This is a genomic window from Olsenella sp. Marseille-P4559 (assembly GCF_900605015.1).
Lineage (GTDB): Bacteria > Actinomycetota > Coriobacteriia > Coriobacteriales > Atopobiaceae > Tractidigestivibacter.
The window spans coordinates 299487-316705 of record NZ_LR027574.1; the positions used below are offsets into that span (position 1 = coordinate 299487).

General features: G+C 63.4%; 13 protein-coding genes. 12 read left to right on the forward strand and 1 reads right to left on the reverse strand.

Annotated features, from left to right (window positions below; all coding sequences use genetic code 11):
- Positions 1–37 precede the first annotated feature (37 nt).
- From E0E00_RS07560 to E0E00_RS07615, 12 genes are all read left to right on the forward strand, one after another.
- Positions 38–1234 carry an ABC transporter substrate-binding protein gene (locus E0E00_RS07560; protein WP_130811927.1) on the forward strand — a complete coding sequence of 399 codons (1197 nt, stop codon included), beginning with the start codon at positions 38–40 and terminating at the stop codon, positions 1232–1234.
- A 100-nt stretch (positions 1235–1334) separates the two neighbouring features.
- On the forward strand, positions 1335–2210 hold the full coding sequence (locus tag E0E00_RS07565) for a branched-chain amino acid ABC transporter permease (protein WP_130811928.1): 876 nt from the start codon (positions 1335–1337) through the stop codon (positions 2208–2210).
- A gap of 9 nt (positions 2211–2219) precedes the next feature.
- Positions 2220–3422: a branched-chain amino acid ABC transporter permease gene (locus tag E0E00_RS07570; RefSeq protein WP_242622188.1), complete on the forward strand. Its 1203-nt coding sequence runs from the start codon at positions 2220–2222 to the stop codon at positions 3420–3422.
- Positions 3423–3510: 88 nt separating this feature from the next.
- Positions 3511–4323, forward strand: a complete 813-nt coding sequence (locus E0E00_RS07575; protein ID WP_242622252.1) for an ABC transporter ATP-binding protein — start codon at positions 3511–3513, stop codon at positions 4321–4323.
- A complete protein-coding gene (locus tag E0E00_RS07580) occupies positions 4324–5031 on the forward strand; it encodes an ABC transporter ATP-binding protein (RefSeq protein WP_130811930.1) in 708 nt (235 codons plus the stop codon). It abuts the gene before it with no gap.
- Between the two features lie 730 nt (positions 5032–5761).
- A complete protein-coding gene (gene priA, locus E0E00_RS07585; RefSeq protein ID WP_130811931.1) occupies positions 5762–8065 on the forward strand; it encodes a primosomal protein N' in 2304 nt (767 codons plus the stop codon).
- A 46-nt stretch (positions 8066–8111) separates the two neighbouring features.
- Positions 8112–8666 carry a peptide deformylase gene (def, locus tag E0E00_RS07590; protein ID WP_130811932.1) on the forward strand — a complete coding sequence of 185 codons (555 nt, stop codon included), beginning with the start codon at positions 8112–8114 and terminating at the stop codon, positions 8664–8666.
- 1 nt (position 8667) lies between these two features.
- Positions 8668–9594, forward strand: coding sequence for a methionyl-tRNA formyltransferase (gene fmt, locus E0E00_RS07595; protein WP_130811933.1), 927 nt, complete (start codon positions 8668–8670; stop codon positions 9592–9594).
- Positions 9595–9597: 3 nt separating this feature from the next.
- On the forward strand, positions 9598–11034 hold the full coding sequence (locus tag E0E00_RS07600) for an RsmB/NOP family class I SAM-dependent RNA methyltransferase (RefSeq protein ID WP_130811934.1): 1437 nt from the start codon (positions 9598–9600) through the stop codon (positions 11032–11034).
- A 441-nt stretch (positions 11035–11475) separates the two neighbouring features.
- Positions 11476–12006: a MarR family winged helix-turn-helix transcriptional regulator gene (locus E0E00_RS07605; RefSeq protein WP_165443613.1), complete on the forward strand. Its 531-nt coding sequence runs from the start codon at positions 11476–11478 to the stop codon at positions 12004–12006.
- A gap of 28 nt (positions 12007–12034) precedes the next feature.
- The gene (locus E0E00_RS07610; protein ID WP_371683386.1) at positions 12035–13774 is read left to right on the forward strand and encodes an ABC transporter ATP-binding protein; all 1740 of its coding nucleotides are present in this window, start codon (positions 12035–12037) and stop codon (positions 13772–13774) included.
- Positions 13767–15584: an ABC transporter ATP-binding protein gene (locus tag E0E00_RS07615; RefSeq protein ID WP_130811937.1), complete on the forward strand. Its 1818-nt coding sequence runs from the start codon at positions 13767–13769 to the stop codon at positions 15582–15584. The genes E0E00_RS07610 and E0E00_RS07615 overlap by 8 nt, the downstream gene beginning before the upstream one ends.
- A 23-nt stretch (positions 15585–15607) precedes the next feature.
- On the opposite strand, the gene E0E00_RS07620 is transcribed toward E0E00_RS07615, so the two are convergent.
- Positions 15608–16972: a polysaccharide deacetylase family protein gene (locus E0E00_RS07620; protein ID WP_130811938.1), complete on the reverse strand. Its 1365-nt coding sequence runs from the start codon at positions 16970–16972 to the stop codon at positions 15608–15610.
- Positions 16973–17219: the final 247 nt, after the last annotated feature.

Sequence of the window (17219 nt, forward strand, 5' to 3'; positions counted from 1 at the left end):
GCGGGCGACCGCGCGGCCAAGACTAGGGAGGGCACGTATGAACACCAACATTTCTAGGCGCAACTTCGTCAAGAGCACTGCCGTCGCGGGCATTGGTCTTGGCCTTGCAGCCTGCGGCGGGAACTCCGCCTCTTCTGGCTCCAGCTCCGACACCATCAAGGTTGGCCTCATAGGCCCGTATACCGGTGACGTGGCCCAGTACGGCCTCGCCTGCCGCTACGGCGCAGAGCTCTACGTCAAGCAGGTCAACAACAACGGCGGCATCAACGGCAAGCAGGTCGAGCTTGACACCCAGGACGAGAAGGGCGATGCCACCGAGGCCGTCAACGTGTACAACAAGCTTGTCGAGGACGGCGTCGTGGGCATCGTCGGCGACGTGACCTCTACTCCCACCATCGCCGTGGCGCAGGCCTCCGTTGCCGACAACATGCCGTGCGTGACGCCTTCCGCCACCGCCGCGGACGTCATCTCCTACGGCAACAACTACTTCCGCGCCTGCATCACCGACCCGTACCAGGGTAGGCTCATGGCCGACTTCGCCGCTGACCAGGGTTACAAGACCGTGGGCGTGATCTACAACCAGGGTGGCGACTACGAGCAGGGCGTTGCCGACGCCTTCGTCGAGGAGGCCGGCAAGAAGGGCATCACCATCAGCGACTCCGAGGGCTATCCCTCTGGCGCCACCGACTTCAACTCCCAGCTCACCAACATCATCGCAACCAATCCCGACGCGATCTTCTCGCCCAACTACTACCAGGACGACGGCAAGATCATCACCCAGGCAAGGAAGCTTGGCTACAAGGGCGTCTTCATGGGCGCTGACGGCTGGTCCAACATCGTGGGCGGCGATGAGGAGTACGCGAGCGCCGAGGACCTCGAGGGCTGCTACTACGACTGCTCCTTCGTGTCCGAGAACACCGACTCCAAGGTCCAGGACTTCATCAAGGCCTACAAGGACGAGTACGGCGATACGCCGTCGAACTTCTGCGCCCTTGGCTACGATGCTGCGATGATCCTCCTCAATGCCATTGAGACGGTCGAGAAGGACGGCAAGGCCACCTACGGCACCGATGACTACAGGAAGGCCGTCATCGATGCCATTGCCTCCGGCACCGCCAACGGCGTCACCGGTGACATCTCCTACTCCGGTACCGGCGACCCCGTCAAGTCCACCCTGATCATCACCTTCAAGGATGGCAAGCAGGAGGTCTTCAAGACCATCGAGGGCGAGTAAACCCGCGGTACGGTGATTTGAGGGAAGCGCCGGGTGCGCAGGATGCCCGGCGCTTCCTGAGTTTTATTGGACAGGTTCAAGAGAGAGGAAGTGTTGTGCCGTGACGATACTGACGCAGGTGCTCAATGGCCTTCAGCTGGGCAGCATCTACGCGCTCGTCGCCCTGGGCTACACGATGGTGTATGGCATCATCTTGCTGCTCAACTTTGCCCATGGCGACATCATTATGGTCGGCGCCTACATTTCGTGGATTGTCATGAGCCAGCTGGGACTGAACCCAGTGCTCGCAATAGTCCTTTCCGTTGTGGGGTGCGCCGGCTTGGGCGTGCTTATCGACAAGGTTGCCTACCAGCCGCTACGCGAGGCACCGCGCATGAGCCTGCTCATCACCGCAATCGGCGTCTCGTACTTCCTCGAGAATGGCGCCCAGCTGGTCTTTGGTGCCGACGCCAAGGTGGTTCCCGAGTACTTCGACCTGCCCAACCTGAGCATCGGCGGGGCGTCCCTCTCTGCAAACGCCATCCTCACCATCGTCGTGACGGCCGCCTCGACCATCGTGCTCAATATTCTGGTGCAGAGGACCAAGCTGGGGAAGGCCATGCGTGCCGTCTCCGAGGACATGGGCGCCGCGCGCCTCATGGGCATTAACGTGAACAACACCATTTCGTTCACGTTTGCCGTGGGCTCTGCCCTCGCGGGCATCGGTGCCGTGCTCTATAGCATGGCGTACGCGCAGGCCACACCGACCATGGGCATCATGCTGGGCACGAAGGCGTTCGTCGCGGCAGTTCTCGGCGGCATTGGCTCCATTCCGGGCGCCGTCATTGGCGGTCTGCTCGTGGGCTTTGCCGAGGTGTTTGTCTCGGCCATCGGCCTCTCTGTTTGGCAGGACGCCGTGGTGTTCTTGCTCCTGATCATCGTCCTCGTGGTGAGGCCCACCGGTATTCTGGGCCGCTCGATGACCGAGAAAGTCTAAGGGGGAGCCGTGACTGCATCTAGGGCAACAACTGCACAGGCAGGCACGCCGGCTGTCTCCGGCTATCGCAGCCTCTCCATGCCTATGCGCTACCTGATCAATGCCGTTCTCGTCGTTGCGTTCCTCGTCGTGGGCGAGCTCATGATTGACGGCGGCGTGATAAGCCGTTACCAGACGGGCGTCATCGAGCAGATCGGTATCTACATCATCCTGGCCGTCTCGCTCAACATCGCCACGGGCTACCTGGGTCAGCTCCCGCTTGGCCATGCCGGCTTCATGTCAGTGGGCGGCTACTCGTGCGCCATCTTCATCATGAGGATGATGGACGTCGTCGGCGTGACGACGCGTGACTTCGCCACTGGCAGCCCTGCTGCCGTGGGTCTCTTTGTGCTCGGCATCATCTTTGGTGGTTTTTGCGCCGCTGTCTGTGGCCTTGTCATCGGTGTTCCCGCGCTGCGCCTCAAGGGCGATTACCTGGCCATCATTACGCTTGGCTTTGCCGAGATCATCCGCGTGGTCATGCAGAACATCGACGGCGTGCTGGGCTTCACGCTTACGGGTGGCGCCAAGGGCTTGACGGGCATACCCTCGTACACGAACTTCCTGAACACCTTTGTCGTGGTGGTCATCTCGCTCTTCCTGATTCACACCATGATGAAGTCGCGCCATGGCCGCGACGTTCTCTCCATCCGCGACAACGAGATCGCGGCTGAGTCGTGTGGCGTCAACACCACGTACTACAAGGTGCTTGCCTTTGTGGCGTCCGCGTTCTTTGCCGGTGTTGCTGGCGGTCTGTACGCGGGATGCATTGGCGTTATGGCGCCTGCGAAGTTTGGCTTCATGAAGTCCATCGAGATTCTGGTCATGGTCGTTCTCGGCGGCATGGGCTCGATGCTTGGCTCCGTCATCTCCGCGACGGTCCTCACCATCCTGCCCGAGGCCCTGCGCGCCGTCTCCGACTACCGCATGGTTGTCTATGCCGTCGTGCTGGTCCTGGTCATGATCTTCCGTCCTGAGGGCCTTCTCGGCGACTATGACTTCTCGATGTCGCGCGTGATCGAGCGCGTCATGAACCACGGCAAGCGCCCGGAGGATTTCTCCCGCGCAGCGGCGTCGGCCGTCGAGACCGTCGCGGGGCCTGCTGTCGTGCCTGCGGCGGCTGCGCCAACCTCCGAGAAGGATAGCGGGAAGGAGGCCGACACCCATGAGTAACGACGAGACCAGGGTGGCCGAGGCCACCCCTGCCGGGAATGGCGCGGCTGCGTCACCCAAGCGCCGCCACCGCTCTGTGCTCGTGCAGATGGAGACCCCCAACCTCGTGCCCGAGCGCGACCTCGGCAAGATGCCCGTGCTTCAGGCGGAGCACCTCGGCATCGACTTTGGCGGACTTACCGCTGTCGATGACTTCAACATCGCCATGGGTCGTACCGAGATCTCTGGCCTTATCGGGCCCAACGGTGCAGGTAAGACCACGATCTTCAACCTGCTCACCAACGTGTACAGGCCCACGCGCGGAACCGTTCTGCTCGACGGCTACGACACCGCCGGCAAGAGCGTGGTTGAGGTCAACAAGATGGGCATCGCCCGCACCTTCCAGAACATCCGCCTCTTCAACAAGATGACGGTTGAGGAGAACGTGCTGGTTGGCCTTGGCAACTCCATGTCGACGCACCTCTTCACCGACATCTTCCGTCTTCCCAAGCACTGGAAGCAGGAGGCCGAGTTCCACGACAAGGCGATGGACCTTCTCGGCATCTTCAACATGCAGAGCCTGGCCCGCGAGCGTGCCGGCAACCTTCCGTACGGTGCCCAGCGCAGGCTTGAGATCCTGCGCGCGCTTGCGACCAACCCCAAGGTCCTGCTTCTCGACGAGCCTGCGGCCGGCATGAACCCCGCCGAGACCGAGGAGCTCATGGAGAACATCGAGAAGATCCGTGACGACTTCCAGATTGCCATCCTGCTCATCGAGCACGACATGAGCTTCGTGATGGGCATCTGCGAGGTTATCGGCGTCCTGGACTACGGACGCATCATCGCGAAGGGCACGCCCGAGGAGATCCAGAACGACCCCAAGGTCATCGAGGCCTACCTCGGCAAGCAGGGGGTGAAGTAGATGACCATGCTCTCCGTGCAGGACCTGCACGTCTCGTACGGTGCCATCAAGGCCGTCAAGGGCATCTCGTTCGACATCGACGAGGGCGAGGTCGTCACCCTTATCGGTGCGAATGGTGCCGGTAAGTCGACCACGCTTAACACCGTTGCTGGTCTTATCAAGCCGGACTCCGGCAGCATCAAGTTCAACGGCGAGGAGCTCGTGGGCATCAGGCCCCACAAGATCGTCGAGCGCGGCCTTGCCCTTTGCCCCGAGGGACGCCGTGTGTTCACGCACATGACCGTCTCCGAGAACCTCGACATGGGTGGCTACACGCGCACCGACGCGGAGAACAACGAGACGCTCGAGGTTGTCTACGAGCACTTCCCGCGTCTGAAGGAGCGCACGAACCAGATGGCCGGCACGCTTTCCGGCGGTGAGCAGCAGATGCTTGCCATGGGGCGCGCACTTATGAGCCGGCCTAAGCTCCTTATGCTGGACGAGCCCTCGATGGGCCTGGCGCCCATTCTGGTTGACGAGATCTTCGAGATCATCCAGGCGCTCAACAAGAGCGGGACCACGATTTTTCTGGTCGAGCAGAACGCCAACATGGCGCTTAAGGTTGCCGCGCGCGGCTACGTGCTCGAGACCGGCAAGATCGTGAAGACCGGTACCGGCGCCGGACTTCTCGTGGATGACGACGTCCGCAAGGCCTACCTCGGCGGATAGTTCCCCGAGAGTTCATCGCTGCTTTGGTGATGAGACAAAGGGACAGTCCCTTTGCCTCATCATCTTTGTCTCGAGTTTTTGTCGCCACCTATGGTAGATGTACGTAACAGCCGTATCTTCTAACCGTTCAAAACGACCCTTTCACCGACTGAAATTGAATTATTAGTAATAGTCCACACCATCAGGGCACATTGAAGTCGTCGGGCACTTGAAGAATGGAAGATATAATGCGTTCGAATTCACTGAGAATGTCACTCTGGGTATTGAGCCGGTGCAAGAGGACTTGAGATCAAAAGTACTTGCAAGATCCAACATCAATCTTGGCAATGGAAGTATATGCTCGTTACCAGCGTCTACTACGGTTAGGGGGATGACATGCCGGAAATTCTGATCCTTGTTGTTGTGGCAATTGTTGTTGTCGCCTTAATTTTGGGTGTGCCTCACCTTGTCCGCGCGATAGAGGAGTACAAGCGCGCTGCAAAGTGAGCGTGCTGAGAAATGCTGGTCTGTGATACGCCGATGCCCGGCAATGCTCGCGATGGTGATGCGCCACGAGCATTTTTTGTCTCGTGAGACAAAGAGACAGAGACAAAGGGACGGTCCCTATGTCTCATCACTACGCATCGGCCCCACGCCCATCGGGTACAATCGGTTGCCGTTGTCAGCCAATGAGACAAAGTGAGACAGAGAGACTGTCCCTCTGTCTCATCGTTTCGAGAGGGGGGCATCGGTGCGTTTCGCGAGCGTCGCGCTCGACATACCCACGCGCGCCCTTGAGGGCACGTTTGACTACGCCATCCCCGAAGCCCTTGAGGGCCAGGCAGTCGTTGGCACCACGGTGCTCGTGCCCTTCTCGCACAGAAGCGCCGTGGGCTACGTGATGGCCACCTCGGACGAGCCACCCGCAGACGTGGCGCCCGCACGCTTGCTCGCGGTGTCGCAGGTGCTCGCACCCGCGGCCTTTGGCCCGCACTCTGCGGCCGTTGCCCGCTGGATCGCGCACGAGTACGCTTGCCCCCTTGCCGACGCCGTCCGGCTCTTTCTCGCCCCAGGCCAGAAGGTCCGCGTGACCCGCGAGTCGCCTGACGCCCCATGGGAACTTGTTGCCGAGAAGGCCGTACCCGCCGACGCCCGCTGGGTCTCTCTGGCCCCCGGCGCAAAGGGCTTCGAGCCCGCACGCAATGCGAGTCGCCAGCGAGCGGTGCTCGAGGCCCTCTCTGCCGGGGCCATGCGCCTGGCGGAGCTCTCGGCCACCATCCCCGGCGCCTCGTCGGTTGTGAATGCTCTGGCAAGGCGCGGCATCGTGAGCGTCGAGACGCGTCGTCAGATCCGCGGGGGAGAGGCCACCACGCTCTCCTCGGCGCAGGCCACAAGACCGGAGCTCCTCACGGCCGGCCAGCTCGCGGCCGTTGCCGCCATCGACGAGGCACGCTCCCGCGCGGCTGGCGACGTGGTCCTCGTCGACGGCGTGACCGGGTCTGGCAAGACCGAGGTCTACCTCGAGGCCATCGAGAGAACCCTCGCCACTGGCAAAGGCGCGCTCGTCCTTGTGCCCGAGATCTCGCTCACGGCGCAGACCGTGGGTCGCTTTCGCTCGCGCTTTGGCGACGACGTGGCGGTTCTCCACTCGCGTCTCTCGACCGGCGAGCGCTTCGACCAATGGGACCTTGTGCGCCAGGGGGCCGTCCGCGTGGTGGTGGGCGCGCGCTCCGCGCTCTTCGCGCCGCTTGCCAACGTGGGCCTCATTATCATCGACGAGGAGCACGAGTCCTCCTACAAGCAGGACTCGAGCCCGCGCTACCACGCGCGCGAGGTCGCAGCGCGTATGGCCAAGGAGTGGGGCTGCGCGCTGGTGCTTGGCTCGGCTACGCCCTCGCTCGAGAGCCTCTATCGCTGTGAGGTGGGCTCGTGGTGCGGCGCCCACTGGACGCGCGTCGAGATGCCCGAGAGGCCCGGCGGCGCCGTGTTGCCAAAGGTCACCATCGTAGACATGGCGTCGCAGTTCAGAGGCGGATCGCGCTCGGTCTTCTCGGAGCCCCTGCGTCGTGCCCTCGAGGGAGTGGCCGTTCGGCGCGAGAAGGCCGTCTTGCTTCTCAACAGGCGAGGGTTCGCGAACTTCCTCATGTGCCGCGAGTGCGGGTGCGTGCCCGAGTGTCCACACTGCTCGACGGCCCTTACATACCACGAGCGTACGCACTCGCTCATGTGCCACTCCTGTGGCCGCAGCTGGCCCGTGCGCGCCTACCCCGACCCGTCTACGCGCTGCCCCAACTGTGGCAGCCGCTACCTCGGTGCCTATGGTGTGGGCACCCAACGCGTCGAGGACGAGCTTGCCGTGCTCTTGCCTGAGGGGGTCGAGGTCATCCGCATGGACGCAGACACCACGCGCACGAAGGGTGCCCACCAGCACCTGCTCGAGCGCTTTGATGCGGCGGAGTGCGCCGTACTTGTGGGCACGCAGATGATAGCCAAGGGCCTCGACTTCCCCGAAGTCACGCTCGTGGGGGTCATAAACGCAGACACCATGCTCAAGCTGCCGGACTTCCGCGCCGCCGAGCGCACCTATGACCTCTTGGAGCAGGTGGCCGGCCGTGCCGGCAGGGGAGGACACCCCGGAGAGGTTGTCATCCAGACATACTGGGCCACACATCCGGCAATGCGCGCGGTCCTCTCGCACCGTCGAAGCGTCTTTCTCGTGCCAGAGCTCGAGGAGCGCAAGGAGGCCTCATACCCTCCGTTCTCGCGCCTTGCTAACGTGCTCGTGTGGGGGAGAGATGCCCGTGCTGTGGGAAACGCCTCGGCCAAGATGGCGGACGCGTTGCGCGAGAAGGTCGGCGACCTTTCGGGTTGGGAGGTCTTGGGACCTGCGGACTGTGTCAAGGCGCGCGTGAAGGACAGGTCCCGCCGTCACGTCATGGTGAAGGCTCCTCTCGACGCCGACCTGGGTGGCGTGGTGTCTGAGTGCGCTGCAGGGATTGGCCGTGGGATGGGTATTAACATGGCATTGGACATTGACGCCTATGACCTCATGTAGGCAAAGACATACTCGCGCGGCGCTGTCGCGCTGTATTGGAGGAGCTATGAACCCGCTCGATGACATTGTGCTCTCGCCCGCACCCGTGCTTTCTGAGGAGTGCGCACCTATCGACAAGATCGATGACGAGATTCGTGAGCTTGCCAAGCGCATGCTGCGCGACATGTATGCTGCAGACGGATGTGGCCTTGCTGCTCCGCAGGTGGGCGTCGCAAGGCAGCTCGTCGTTATCGACGTTGAGTGGTCGGGCAAGGGCTCCAAGAAAAACCCGTACGTGCTCATCAACCCTAAAATCATCACGGCGGATGGGCCCGAGCGCACCATGGGCGAGGGTTGCCTTTCCTTCCCCGGCATCACCGTGGATGTCAAGCGCCCCAGCCATGTGGTGGTGCAGGCGCTCAGCCTCGACGGCGACCTCATGCAATACGAGGCAGCCGACAACCTGCTTGCTGTGTGCCTGCAGCACGAGATTGACCACCTGCATGGTGTGACCATGATCGATCACCTCTCGCCCTCGGTGCGCGTGCGCGCGATGTCCGAGTACCAAGACGCGCTCGAGGCCGGTGCGCGCCCCGGTGACGTGGGAGCTGGGGAGGACTAGCATGCGCATCGTCTTCATGGGCACCCCCGAGTTTGCGGTACCGTCGCTCGAGGCTCTTGCTGCCGCGCATGACGTTACGCTCGTGGTGACGCGACCGGACGCCGTTCGCTCGCGTGGGAAGAAGCTCGAGCCCTCGCCGATAAAGGCCCGTGCGCTTGGGCTGGGCCTTCCCGTGCTCGAGACAAGGCGTATGGACGCCGAGGCAATCGATGCCGTGCGGGCGGTCGCACCAGACCTCATCTGCGTGGTGGCATTTGGCTGCATCCTGCCCGACGAGCTTCTCGCCGTGGCGCCCTTGGGTGCCATCAACGTGCACGGCTCGCTTCTGCCGCGCTGGCGTGGTGCGGCCCCCATCCAGCGGGCCATTCTCGCCGGTGACGAGCGTACGGGCGTCTCGATCATGCGTGTGGCGCACAATCTGGACGCGGGCGCGTGGTGCCGCCAGGTGTCCGTGCCTGTTGGCACCAAGACGGCAAGCCAGCTCTTTGACGAGCTTGCACGGATTGGTGCCCACGAGCTGGTTGCAGCGGTGGCGCAGATTGCTGATGGTACGGCGACCTGGCACGAACAGAACCCAGCCCTGGTTACGATTGCCGAGAAGGTCAAGAAGGGCGAGATGCGCCTCGACCCGTTCGACGCATGTGCGACAAACGCCCTGCGCATCCAGGCGTCGACCGATGCTGCGCCGGCACGCTGCCAGGTTGCGGGCAAGGGTGTGCGCATCGTGCTTGCTGCCGTTGCCGGGGACGACGCACCGCACGTTGCTACGGGAGACGTCGTCCTCGGCCACGGGCGTGTGTTCCTCGGCTGCGCCGATGGTGTGCTTGAGCCGCTGCGCGTGAAGCCCGACGGCAGGCGCGAGATAGATGCCTCCGCCTGGGTCCAGGGCCTGCGTGCTACCGACGGTGCCACCTGGGGGCGTGCCTAGCGCATGGCCTCTCTTTCACCCGCCCGCATCGCAGCCGCGGACGTTCTCTCCCGCGTGAGGCGCAGAAACGCCCGTGCACGCGACCTGCTGCGTGTCTCGGCACCTGTGGCTCGCCTGACGCCTGCCGATCGTGCGCTGGCAACCAGGTTTACCCTAGGGGCCGTTCGCGCCTCAGGCGCCATCGACGCACTTCTCGACGCACACCTGCGCCGCAGCCACCTCGAGCCGCGCATGCGAGATGCGCTGCGCATCTCGGCCCTCGAGCTCCTGTGGCTCGCGACGCCCGTGCCTGTGGCGCTGAGCCAGGGGGTCGAGCTTGTGCGGCGCGTCTCTCCTCGTGGTGCGGGCCTTGCCAACGCGGTGCTTCACCGTGTAGCGGAGGAGGACGTGCCTGCGCTCGCCCAAGCCCGCAAGCGCGTGGAGAGCGGAAGCTGCACCACTTCCGATATCGCGCTTGTTGCCGCGCTCCCGGCATGGCTTGCGGGCGAACTGGTGGTCTCGCTGGGAATCGAGAGCGCGTGCCACATGGCGCTCTCTGCTATGGAGGCCCCTGGGGCCTACGTGGCCGGAAACGCCTGCCTGCACGACGATGACGAGGCCGAGCGGCTCCTCTCCGCAGCCGGCCTCATCCCGCGCGCTACCTGCCTTCCCGGGTGCCTCACGCTGTTCTCGGCTGCGGGCCTTGCCAAGTCTGGGCTGGTGGACGCGGCAGACGTTGTTCCTGCGGACATGGCGGCGCAGGTCGTGGCCTGGCTTGCCTCGCCTGCGCCTTCCACGCGCATGCTGGAAGTCGGGCAGGGGAGAGGCACCAAGTCACTACTGCTCGAGTGCTGTGCGCAGCGGCGTGGTGGGCTTGCGCAGCTCTCCGCGGTCGAGCTCGAGGCATTCAAGGTTGCCGTGTCGCGTGCACGCATGGAGCGAGCGGGCCTTGGCGCCTTTGTGACCTGCACTGCGTTTGACGGATGTCGTCTTGGCGAGCAGGACCTTCCGCAGGAGATTGCGGGTTCTTTCGACTCCGTGCTTGTTGACGCGCCCTGCTCGGGGACGGGTACGCTTCGCCGCCACCCAGAGATTGCCTGGTCACTCCAGGAGTCCGCGGTTCATGTGGAGGGCCGCTCGCTTCCGGAGCTTCAGCTGGCGATGTTCCAGGCGGCTTCCGAGCGCGTTGGGGCCGGTGGTACGCTGGCATATGCGACCTGCTCAGAGCTTCGCGAGGAGGACGAGAGCATTGTTGCGGCCTTCCTGGCAAGCCCCAAAGGCGCGCGCTTCTCGCTTGTGAGCCCGCGCGTGACACCCGCCTTCGCCGCGCTGCCGCCTGAGGCCCAGGGTCTGGTAGCCACCATGATTGGCGACGATGGCATGCTGCGCACCTCTCGCGCGGACAGTGCGGATTTGCCGCTTGATGGGCACTTTCTGGCGCTTCTCATGTGTGCGGTATAGGGGCTCGCGACGCGGCCGGACGGGCGGGAAGTTGGGTTGGTGCGTACGCTCATCCCTGCGTTTCTGCCGATTCCGCCCTTGGGAGTTATGAGCTGTCAAAAAGGCGATGGCGTGCGTACGCATGACCCCGCACTTTTGGCAAGACCCCTGCGTTTGCCCAGTTGGGCGGGAGGGACTTGGCAATAGGTGGGGGTAGTGCGTACGCACGACCCGGGTTTCTCGCCAGCGGACGGCCCTATGGGGTCCAATCTGGTAGAAGCCAGAGGTGGTGCGCGCACCTTCGGGTTTCCTGCCGCCGGAGACTCCACCAGAGGGCGAGCGCAGCCCCATCCCTCTTTATCCACAGATCTGCGATTCTCTTCATTCTCAATGGCATACTGTCTGGCTTCGGACTATTATGGCTCACGCATTGTTCGAAATCGTACTAGTTTGGGGTGCTACATGCCGGACGAGCAGTTTGGCATTGCGGAGGCGGAGGGAGTTCCCGTTCCTACGGTCCGTGATATGGATATCGCTTGCCAAGAGGTCAATCGCCTCTACTATGAGATTTCAAAGGGGTGCGGCGTCTCCGAGACCGCGTGCTGGATTCTCTTTGATGTGCTGGTCGCGGGTGGCAGCTGCCCTCAGAGCACCTTTGCCAGCATGCACTCGCTTTCGCGCCAGACGGTGAGCTCCACCATGAAGTCGCTTGTCGCACGGGGCCTGGTCTCGCTCGACTATGGCGAGGAGGACCGCAGAAGCAAGGTCGTGAGCCTCACTGCCAAAGGGCGGGCGTTTTGCGCCCGTCGCATCGAGCCTGCGCTTCGCGCCGAGCAGCGCGCCTTCGAGACCCTTTCCAAAGGCGAGCGCACCCAGTTCGTGGGCCTTGTCCGCCGCTATGCCGCGGCTGTCTCCGCCGAGGTGCGGGCCCTGCGTGACGTGACATCCGACGAGGCGAACAGAACGAAGGCATCCGATGTCAGCCGATTGTGACTACAGCAGGCGTGCGTCATGGAGGGTCTTGTCCGGTCTCATCCGCCCGCATCGCGGTCTGGCCGTGGCAGCTCTCGCGCTCTTGCTTGCCGACGTCGTAGGCATGCTGCTCGTTCCAACGCAGCTTGCAGCTCTTGTGAACGTTGCTGTGGGAAGCCACGATACCGCCGAGCTCACCTCGCACGGGCTGGCCATGCTCGCCGCCGCTGTGCTGGGTTCGGGCGGTTGCGTGGCATCGTACTGGGCTATCTCGCGCCTTGCCGCCTACGTGGGACGAGACCTGCGCATGGCCGTCTACAAGAAGTCCCTTGCGCTCTCGGGCACCGACTTCAACGCGTTTGGCACGGGCTCCATGATCACGCGCACGCTCTCCGACGCCAACGTGGTGCAGCAGACCCTGCTCATGACGTTCATGATGGCCTTTCCGGCACCTGTGACCTGCGCGGTTGCCATCATCCTGGCGTATGGCATCGATCCTGTCATGGGACGGATGCTCCTGGTTGTGACGCTGGCGATGCTTGCCATCTGCGTCCTGGCTATTGCCAAGGCCACACCGATCTTTCTTGCCATGCAGGGATTCATCGACCGCATGAACTCCCGCCTGCGCGAGGTTGTGACGGGCACCCGTGTCATCCGCGCCTTTGGCAAGGAGGAGCACGAGCGTGCCCGCCTGGACGAGACCTTCGAGGACTACGCGAGCAACGCCATCCGCGTCAACATGCTGTTCTCGGTGGCGGACTGCACGACGTTTTTCCTGATGAACATCGTGGAGGTGCTCGTGATGTGGCTGGGTGCCGATCGCGTGGGCGCGGGTGCCATGCAGATCGGCTCCATCTCTGCGCTGCTCGAGTATGCCATTCTCATCATGTTCTTCATGATGATGGCGCAGTTTGCGATCATCCAGGTGCCCCGTGCGCTCTCGTGCCTCACGCGTGCGGCCGCCGTGCTTGACTCCGTACCCACCGTGACGGAGCCCGAGAAACCAAAGCCCCTGGCGACGCCAGCGGATCCCCGACCCGGCGACGAGGTCGCACGCTTCTCGCACGCAAGCTTCCGCTTTGCGGACGCCGATGAGGACACCCTGCATGACCTCGACTTCTCCGTGAGGCGCGGCGAGGTCACGGCCATCATGGGCAACACGGGCTCGGGAAAGTCCACCGTGGCCAAGATGCTTCTGCGCTTCCACGACGTCACGAAGGGCGAGCTCGACGTGCTTGGGCGTGACGTTTGCGAAGTCACCCAACATGACCTGCGCGCCCACATTGCCTACGTCCCGCAGCAGGCCTGGCTCTTCTCGGGAACGATCGCCGAGAACCTCCGCGACGGCAATGCCGCCGCCACAGACGACGAGCTCTGGCACGCCCTCGACGTGGCCCAGACGAGCTTCGTGCGAGAACTGCCCGATGGCCTTGCCACGCGCGTCGCACAGGGAGGCTCGAACTTCTCGGGCGGCCAGCGGCAGCGGCTTGCGATTGCCCGTGCGCTTGTGCGTCGCGCCGACCTCTACGTCTTCGACGACTCCTTCTCGGCGCTCGACTACAAGACCGACGCGGCGCTGCGTCACGCCCTTGCAGGCGAGCTTGACAACGAGGCCGTGGTCATCATCGCCCAGCGCGTGAGCACGGTGCGCCATGCGGCGCAGATTGTGGTTCTGGGCGACGGGCGTGTGGTGGGCCGCGGGACCCACGAGGAGCTTATGGAGACGTGCCCGGCCTACCGCGACATTGTCGAGTCCCAGACGAGAGGAGGTGCGACTGCCAATGAGTGACGAGAAGAGCCACCGGCTCGATGGGCTCGACGAAGAGCGTCCGCATGACGCTCGGGGAGCGGCGCGGCGACTGTGGATTTCCGCTGGCAGCCAGCGCTGGCGCCTTGTGGTGGCTACCGTCTGCGCCGTCGTGTACGTTGCCGCAAGCCTGGGAGCGGCTGCCTACAGCGCCTATGTGGTCGATGTCTTGTGGGCAGACATCCAGGCGAGCCTTGGCCGCGGCGAGGCATTTCTCGTGGGTTTTGACAGCGGTGGCCAAGAAGTGCTCATCTACCTGGGCATCTGGACCTGCGCTTGGGTCTTCTACAGCGTGCAGTCGCTCGTGATGGCAAGCTTTGCCGAGCGTCTCAACCTGCTTTTGCGCAAGGAGATTGCCGCAAAGCTCGGGAGGCTTCCCCTCTCGTACTTTGACGCCCACCAGCCAGGTGACACCATCAGCCGAGCGACCAACGATCTGGACAAGGTCTCCGAGGTGCTGCAGCGAGGGCTGCTCCAGCTCATCGTTGCCTTTACCACCCTGGTGGGCGCGATTGTCCTCATGCTGCTCTCGAATGCCGCCTTGGTGCTCGTGTTCTGCGCGTTTGCCGCAGCGGCCACGGCAGTCACGAAGTTCGCTGCGCGCCGCACGCTGGACGCGGCGGCCGAGCGCCAGGATGCGCTGGGTCGTCTCACGGAGGGCGTCGAGGAGGCCTACTCGGGCCGTGTCGTCATCAAGGCGTTTGGCGTGGAGGGTGCGAGCCTTGAGGCCATCGCGGATCGCGCCGAGAAGGTGGCGGCGACAAGTGCCCGAGCAGACTTTCTCACCAACGCCATCTCGCCCGCGATCCGCTTCCTCGTGCGACTCTCGCAGGTTGGCATTGGCCTTGCTGCCGGAGTGCTTGTGGCAGGCGGACAGATGACGGTCGGCTCGTTCCAGGCGTTCTTCCAGTACGTGACCCAGGCGTCAGAGCCGCTCACGCAGCTCTCCCTTACGGTTAACATGCTGCAGGGCGCCCTCGCTGCCGCGGAGCGCGTCTTTGCGCTGCTCGACGCCACCGAGGCCAAGTCGGATCCCGAGGCGCCTCTTGCGCTCCCGCAGCCGGTGCGGGGCCGTGTTGCCTTCGAGCACGTTCGCTTTGGCTACTCGCCTGACGCGCCGCTCATGCGCGACGTCTCGCTTGTGGCCGAGCCGGGCGAGAAGATCGCCATCGTCGGCGCGACGGGTGCGGGCAAGACCACCCTCATCAACCTGCTCATGCGCTTCTATGAGGTCGGCGGCGGGCGCATCACGCTCGATGGGGTGGATACCAGGCTTCTGCGTCGAAGCGACCTACGGCGCGAGTTTGGCATGGTGCTGCAGGACGCATGGATCTTCGAGGGGACCATTGCCGAAAACATTGCCTACGGCAGGCCTGGGGCAACGTGCGAGGAGGTCGAAGCGGCTGCTCGCGCGGCGCATGTGGACTTCTTCGTGCGTACGCTCCCGCACGGTTACGACACGCTGCTCGCCGATGGTGGCGAGAACGTAAGCCAGGGCCAACGTCAGCTTCTGACCATTGCGCGCGCCATGCTCACCGACCCAGCCATGCTTATTCTGGACGAGGCAACCTCAAGTGTTGACACCCGCACCGAACAGGCCATCGTTCGTGCGATGGAGGCCATCATGGAGAATCGCACGAGCTTCGTGATCGCGCACCGGCTCTCGACCATCGTCGATGCCGACCTCATCCTCGTTATGGACCACGGCACCATCATCGAGCAAGGGACGCACGAGTCGCTTCTCGCCAAGGGTGGCGCATACGCGTCTCTCTACCATAGCCAGTTTGCGTGAGACAAGGGGACAGCCCCCTTGTCTCATTCGCCAATCTCGTCAGGCCAAACCGCGCTTTCGGGCATGGTCGCATCGCAGCTTGCGATGTCAGATGGGATGGAGTCGTCGCTTGCCAAGAGCTCGCTTATGGTAACGAAGGTGTATCCCTGTGACTGGAGCGTATCGATGATTTGAGGCAGCGCCTCGACATCCTGGTCTCGGTTGCCGCCGCCGTCGTGCATCAGGATGATGCTTCCGGGCTTTACGCCTGTGGTGGCGTTAGAGACGATCCGGCCTGCGCCTGGTAGCCGCCAGTCCTCGGTGTCGATGTCCCAGCGCACGGAGACCGTCGCCACGCCCTGCGTGGAGAGCCAGGTCTTCTGCGTGAAGCTCCCGTAGGGCGGGCGGAACGCCGTGGTCTTCACGCCCGTGGCGTTTTCGATGGACGAGAAGGATGACGTCAGCTGGTCGAGAACCGTCTGCGCGTCCGAGTTCCTGAGGTCGGGGTGGTCATAGGAGTGGCTGCAGATCTGGGAGCCGGCATCCACGATGGCCTTGGCGGCACTGGGATTTGCGTCCACCTCCTTACCCAGGCAGAAGAAGGTTGCCTTGACACCCTTCGCCTTGAGGATCTCCAGGTACTGACTGGTGTACTGGCTCGGGCCATCATCAAAGGTGAGAGCCACAAGCCTCTTGTTGCCTGCCGGCTGGACGTCCTTCACGGTGACGATGCAATCCTGGCCCTGCTGGTAGACCGTGCCGTCGGCTTGCTCGCCAGACTCCTGGCCGGTAAGCACGTCCTTTACGGTGGTAGACCCCCACTGCGAGATGTAGTTGATGGCGCCCACGTTGCCCTCCATGAGGAGCCTTGGCGCCTGGTTCACGGTCTCGGTGGTGTAGGGCTCCGTGCGGTCGCCTCCGTCACCGATGGAAATGCGCTCGCCGCCGGACACCTTGTAGACGCTTGCCTCGTCGTAGGGGGTGTCCTTGTCGTTGATGGTGACCGAGTAGGGATGGCCTCCGCCCTCGGCAAGGACGTTTCCGGAGACGCTTACGTAGTTGCCCGATGCGGTCTGGATGTTCTCGTCCTGCTTGATCTGGTCAATCGTGGTGCCTACGGTCACGCTTTGGAGCGTGCCGTTCACGGTCACTTGCACTGGGCGAAGCTTTGTCCACCAGAAGAAGCCTCCGCCCAAGATTGCTGCGAGGACCAGCAGCGGGACGAGCGTTCGTGCCACAAAGCGCCTGCCGCCTCTGTCGTGTCCGTTTTGGCTGCTGCCTTCGGACATCACGTTTGCGTTGCCAGTGGGGATAAAGCCTGCGTCCTTCCCAACAAGCCCAAAGCCCTGCTTTTGCTCGGTGCCCACTGTCCTCTTGGATGGGGTCCTCTCATCATTTGTGTCAGACATGCTGCCTCCGGAACTCACGTCCGTCTCGTGTGTCGATAGCGCCTTGCCGTGTCGAAGAGCTTAGCCCGACGTCCGCGAGAGACTACCTTAGTTTACTTTATGGCTGCCAAGCCAATATACTCTCCCCCTGATTCTAAGGGAACCCGATGCGTCATATGCACCCAAAGATGGGCTTGGGCGCAGTTGTCGGGCTGACCTGGCGCGGGCGAGCTTGACCCGTCCGCCGTGCAGCTCATCGGGGCGAGGG

Bases quoted from the DNA above. Each gene is read 5' to 3' on its own strand.
- E0E00_RS07560 (WP_130811927.1), top strand. From the start codon at position 38: ATGAACACCAACATTTCTAGGCGCAACTTCGTCAAGAGCACTGCCGTC.
- E0E00_RS07575 (WP_242622252.1), top strand. From the start codon at position 3,511: ATGGAGACCCCCAACCTCGTGCCCGAGCGCGACCTCGGCAAGATGCCC.
- E0E00_RS07580 (WP_130811930.1), top strand. From the start codon at position 4,324: ATGACCATGCTCTCCGTGCAGGACCTGCACGTCTCGTACGGTGCCATC.
- def (WP_130811932.1), top strand. From the start codon at position 8,112: ATGAACCCGCTCGATGACATTGTGCTCTCGCCCGCACCCGTGCTTTCT.
- fmt (WP_130811933.1), top strand. From the start codon at position 8,668: ATGCGCATCGTCTTCATGGGCACCCCCGAGTTTGCGGTACCGTCGCTC.
- E0E00_RS07600 (WP_130811934.1), top strand. From the start codon at position 9,598: ATGGCCTCTCTTTCACCCGCCCGCATCGCAGCCGCGGACGTTCTCTCC.
- E0E00_RS07605 (WP_165443613.1), top strand. From the start codon at position 11,476: ATGCCGGACGAGCAGTTTGGCATTGCGGAGGCGGAGGGAGTTCCCGTT.
- E0E00_RS07615 (WP_130811937.1), top strand. From the start codon at position 13,767: ATGAGTGACGAGAAGAGCCACCGGCTCGATGGGCTCGACGAAGAGCGT.
- E0E00_RS07620 (WP_130811938.1), bottom strand. From the start codon at position 16,972: ATGTCTGACACAAATGATGAGAGGACCCCATCCAAGAGGACAGTGGGC.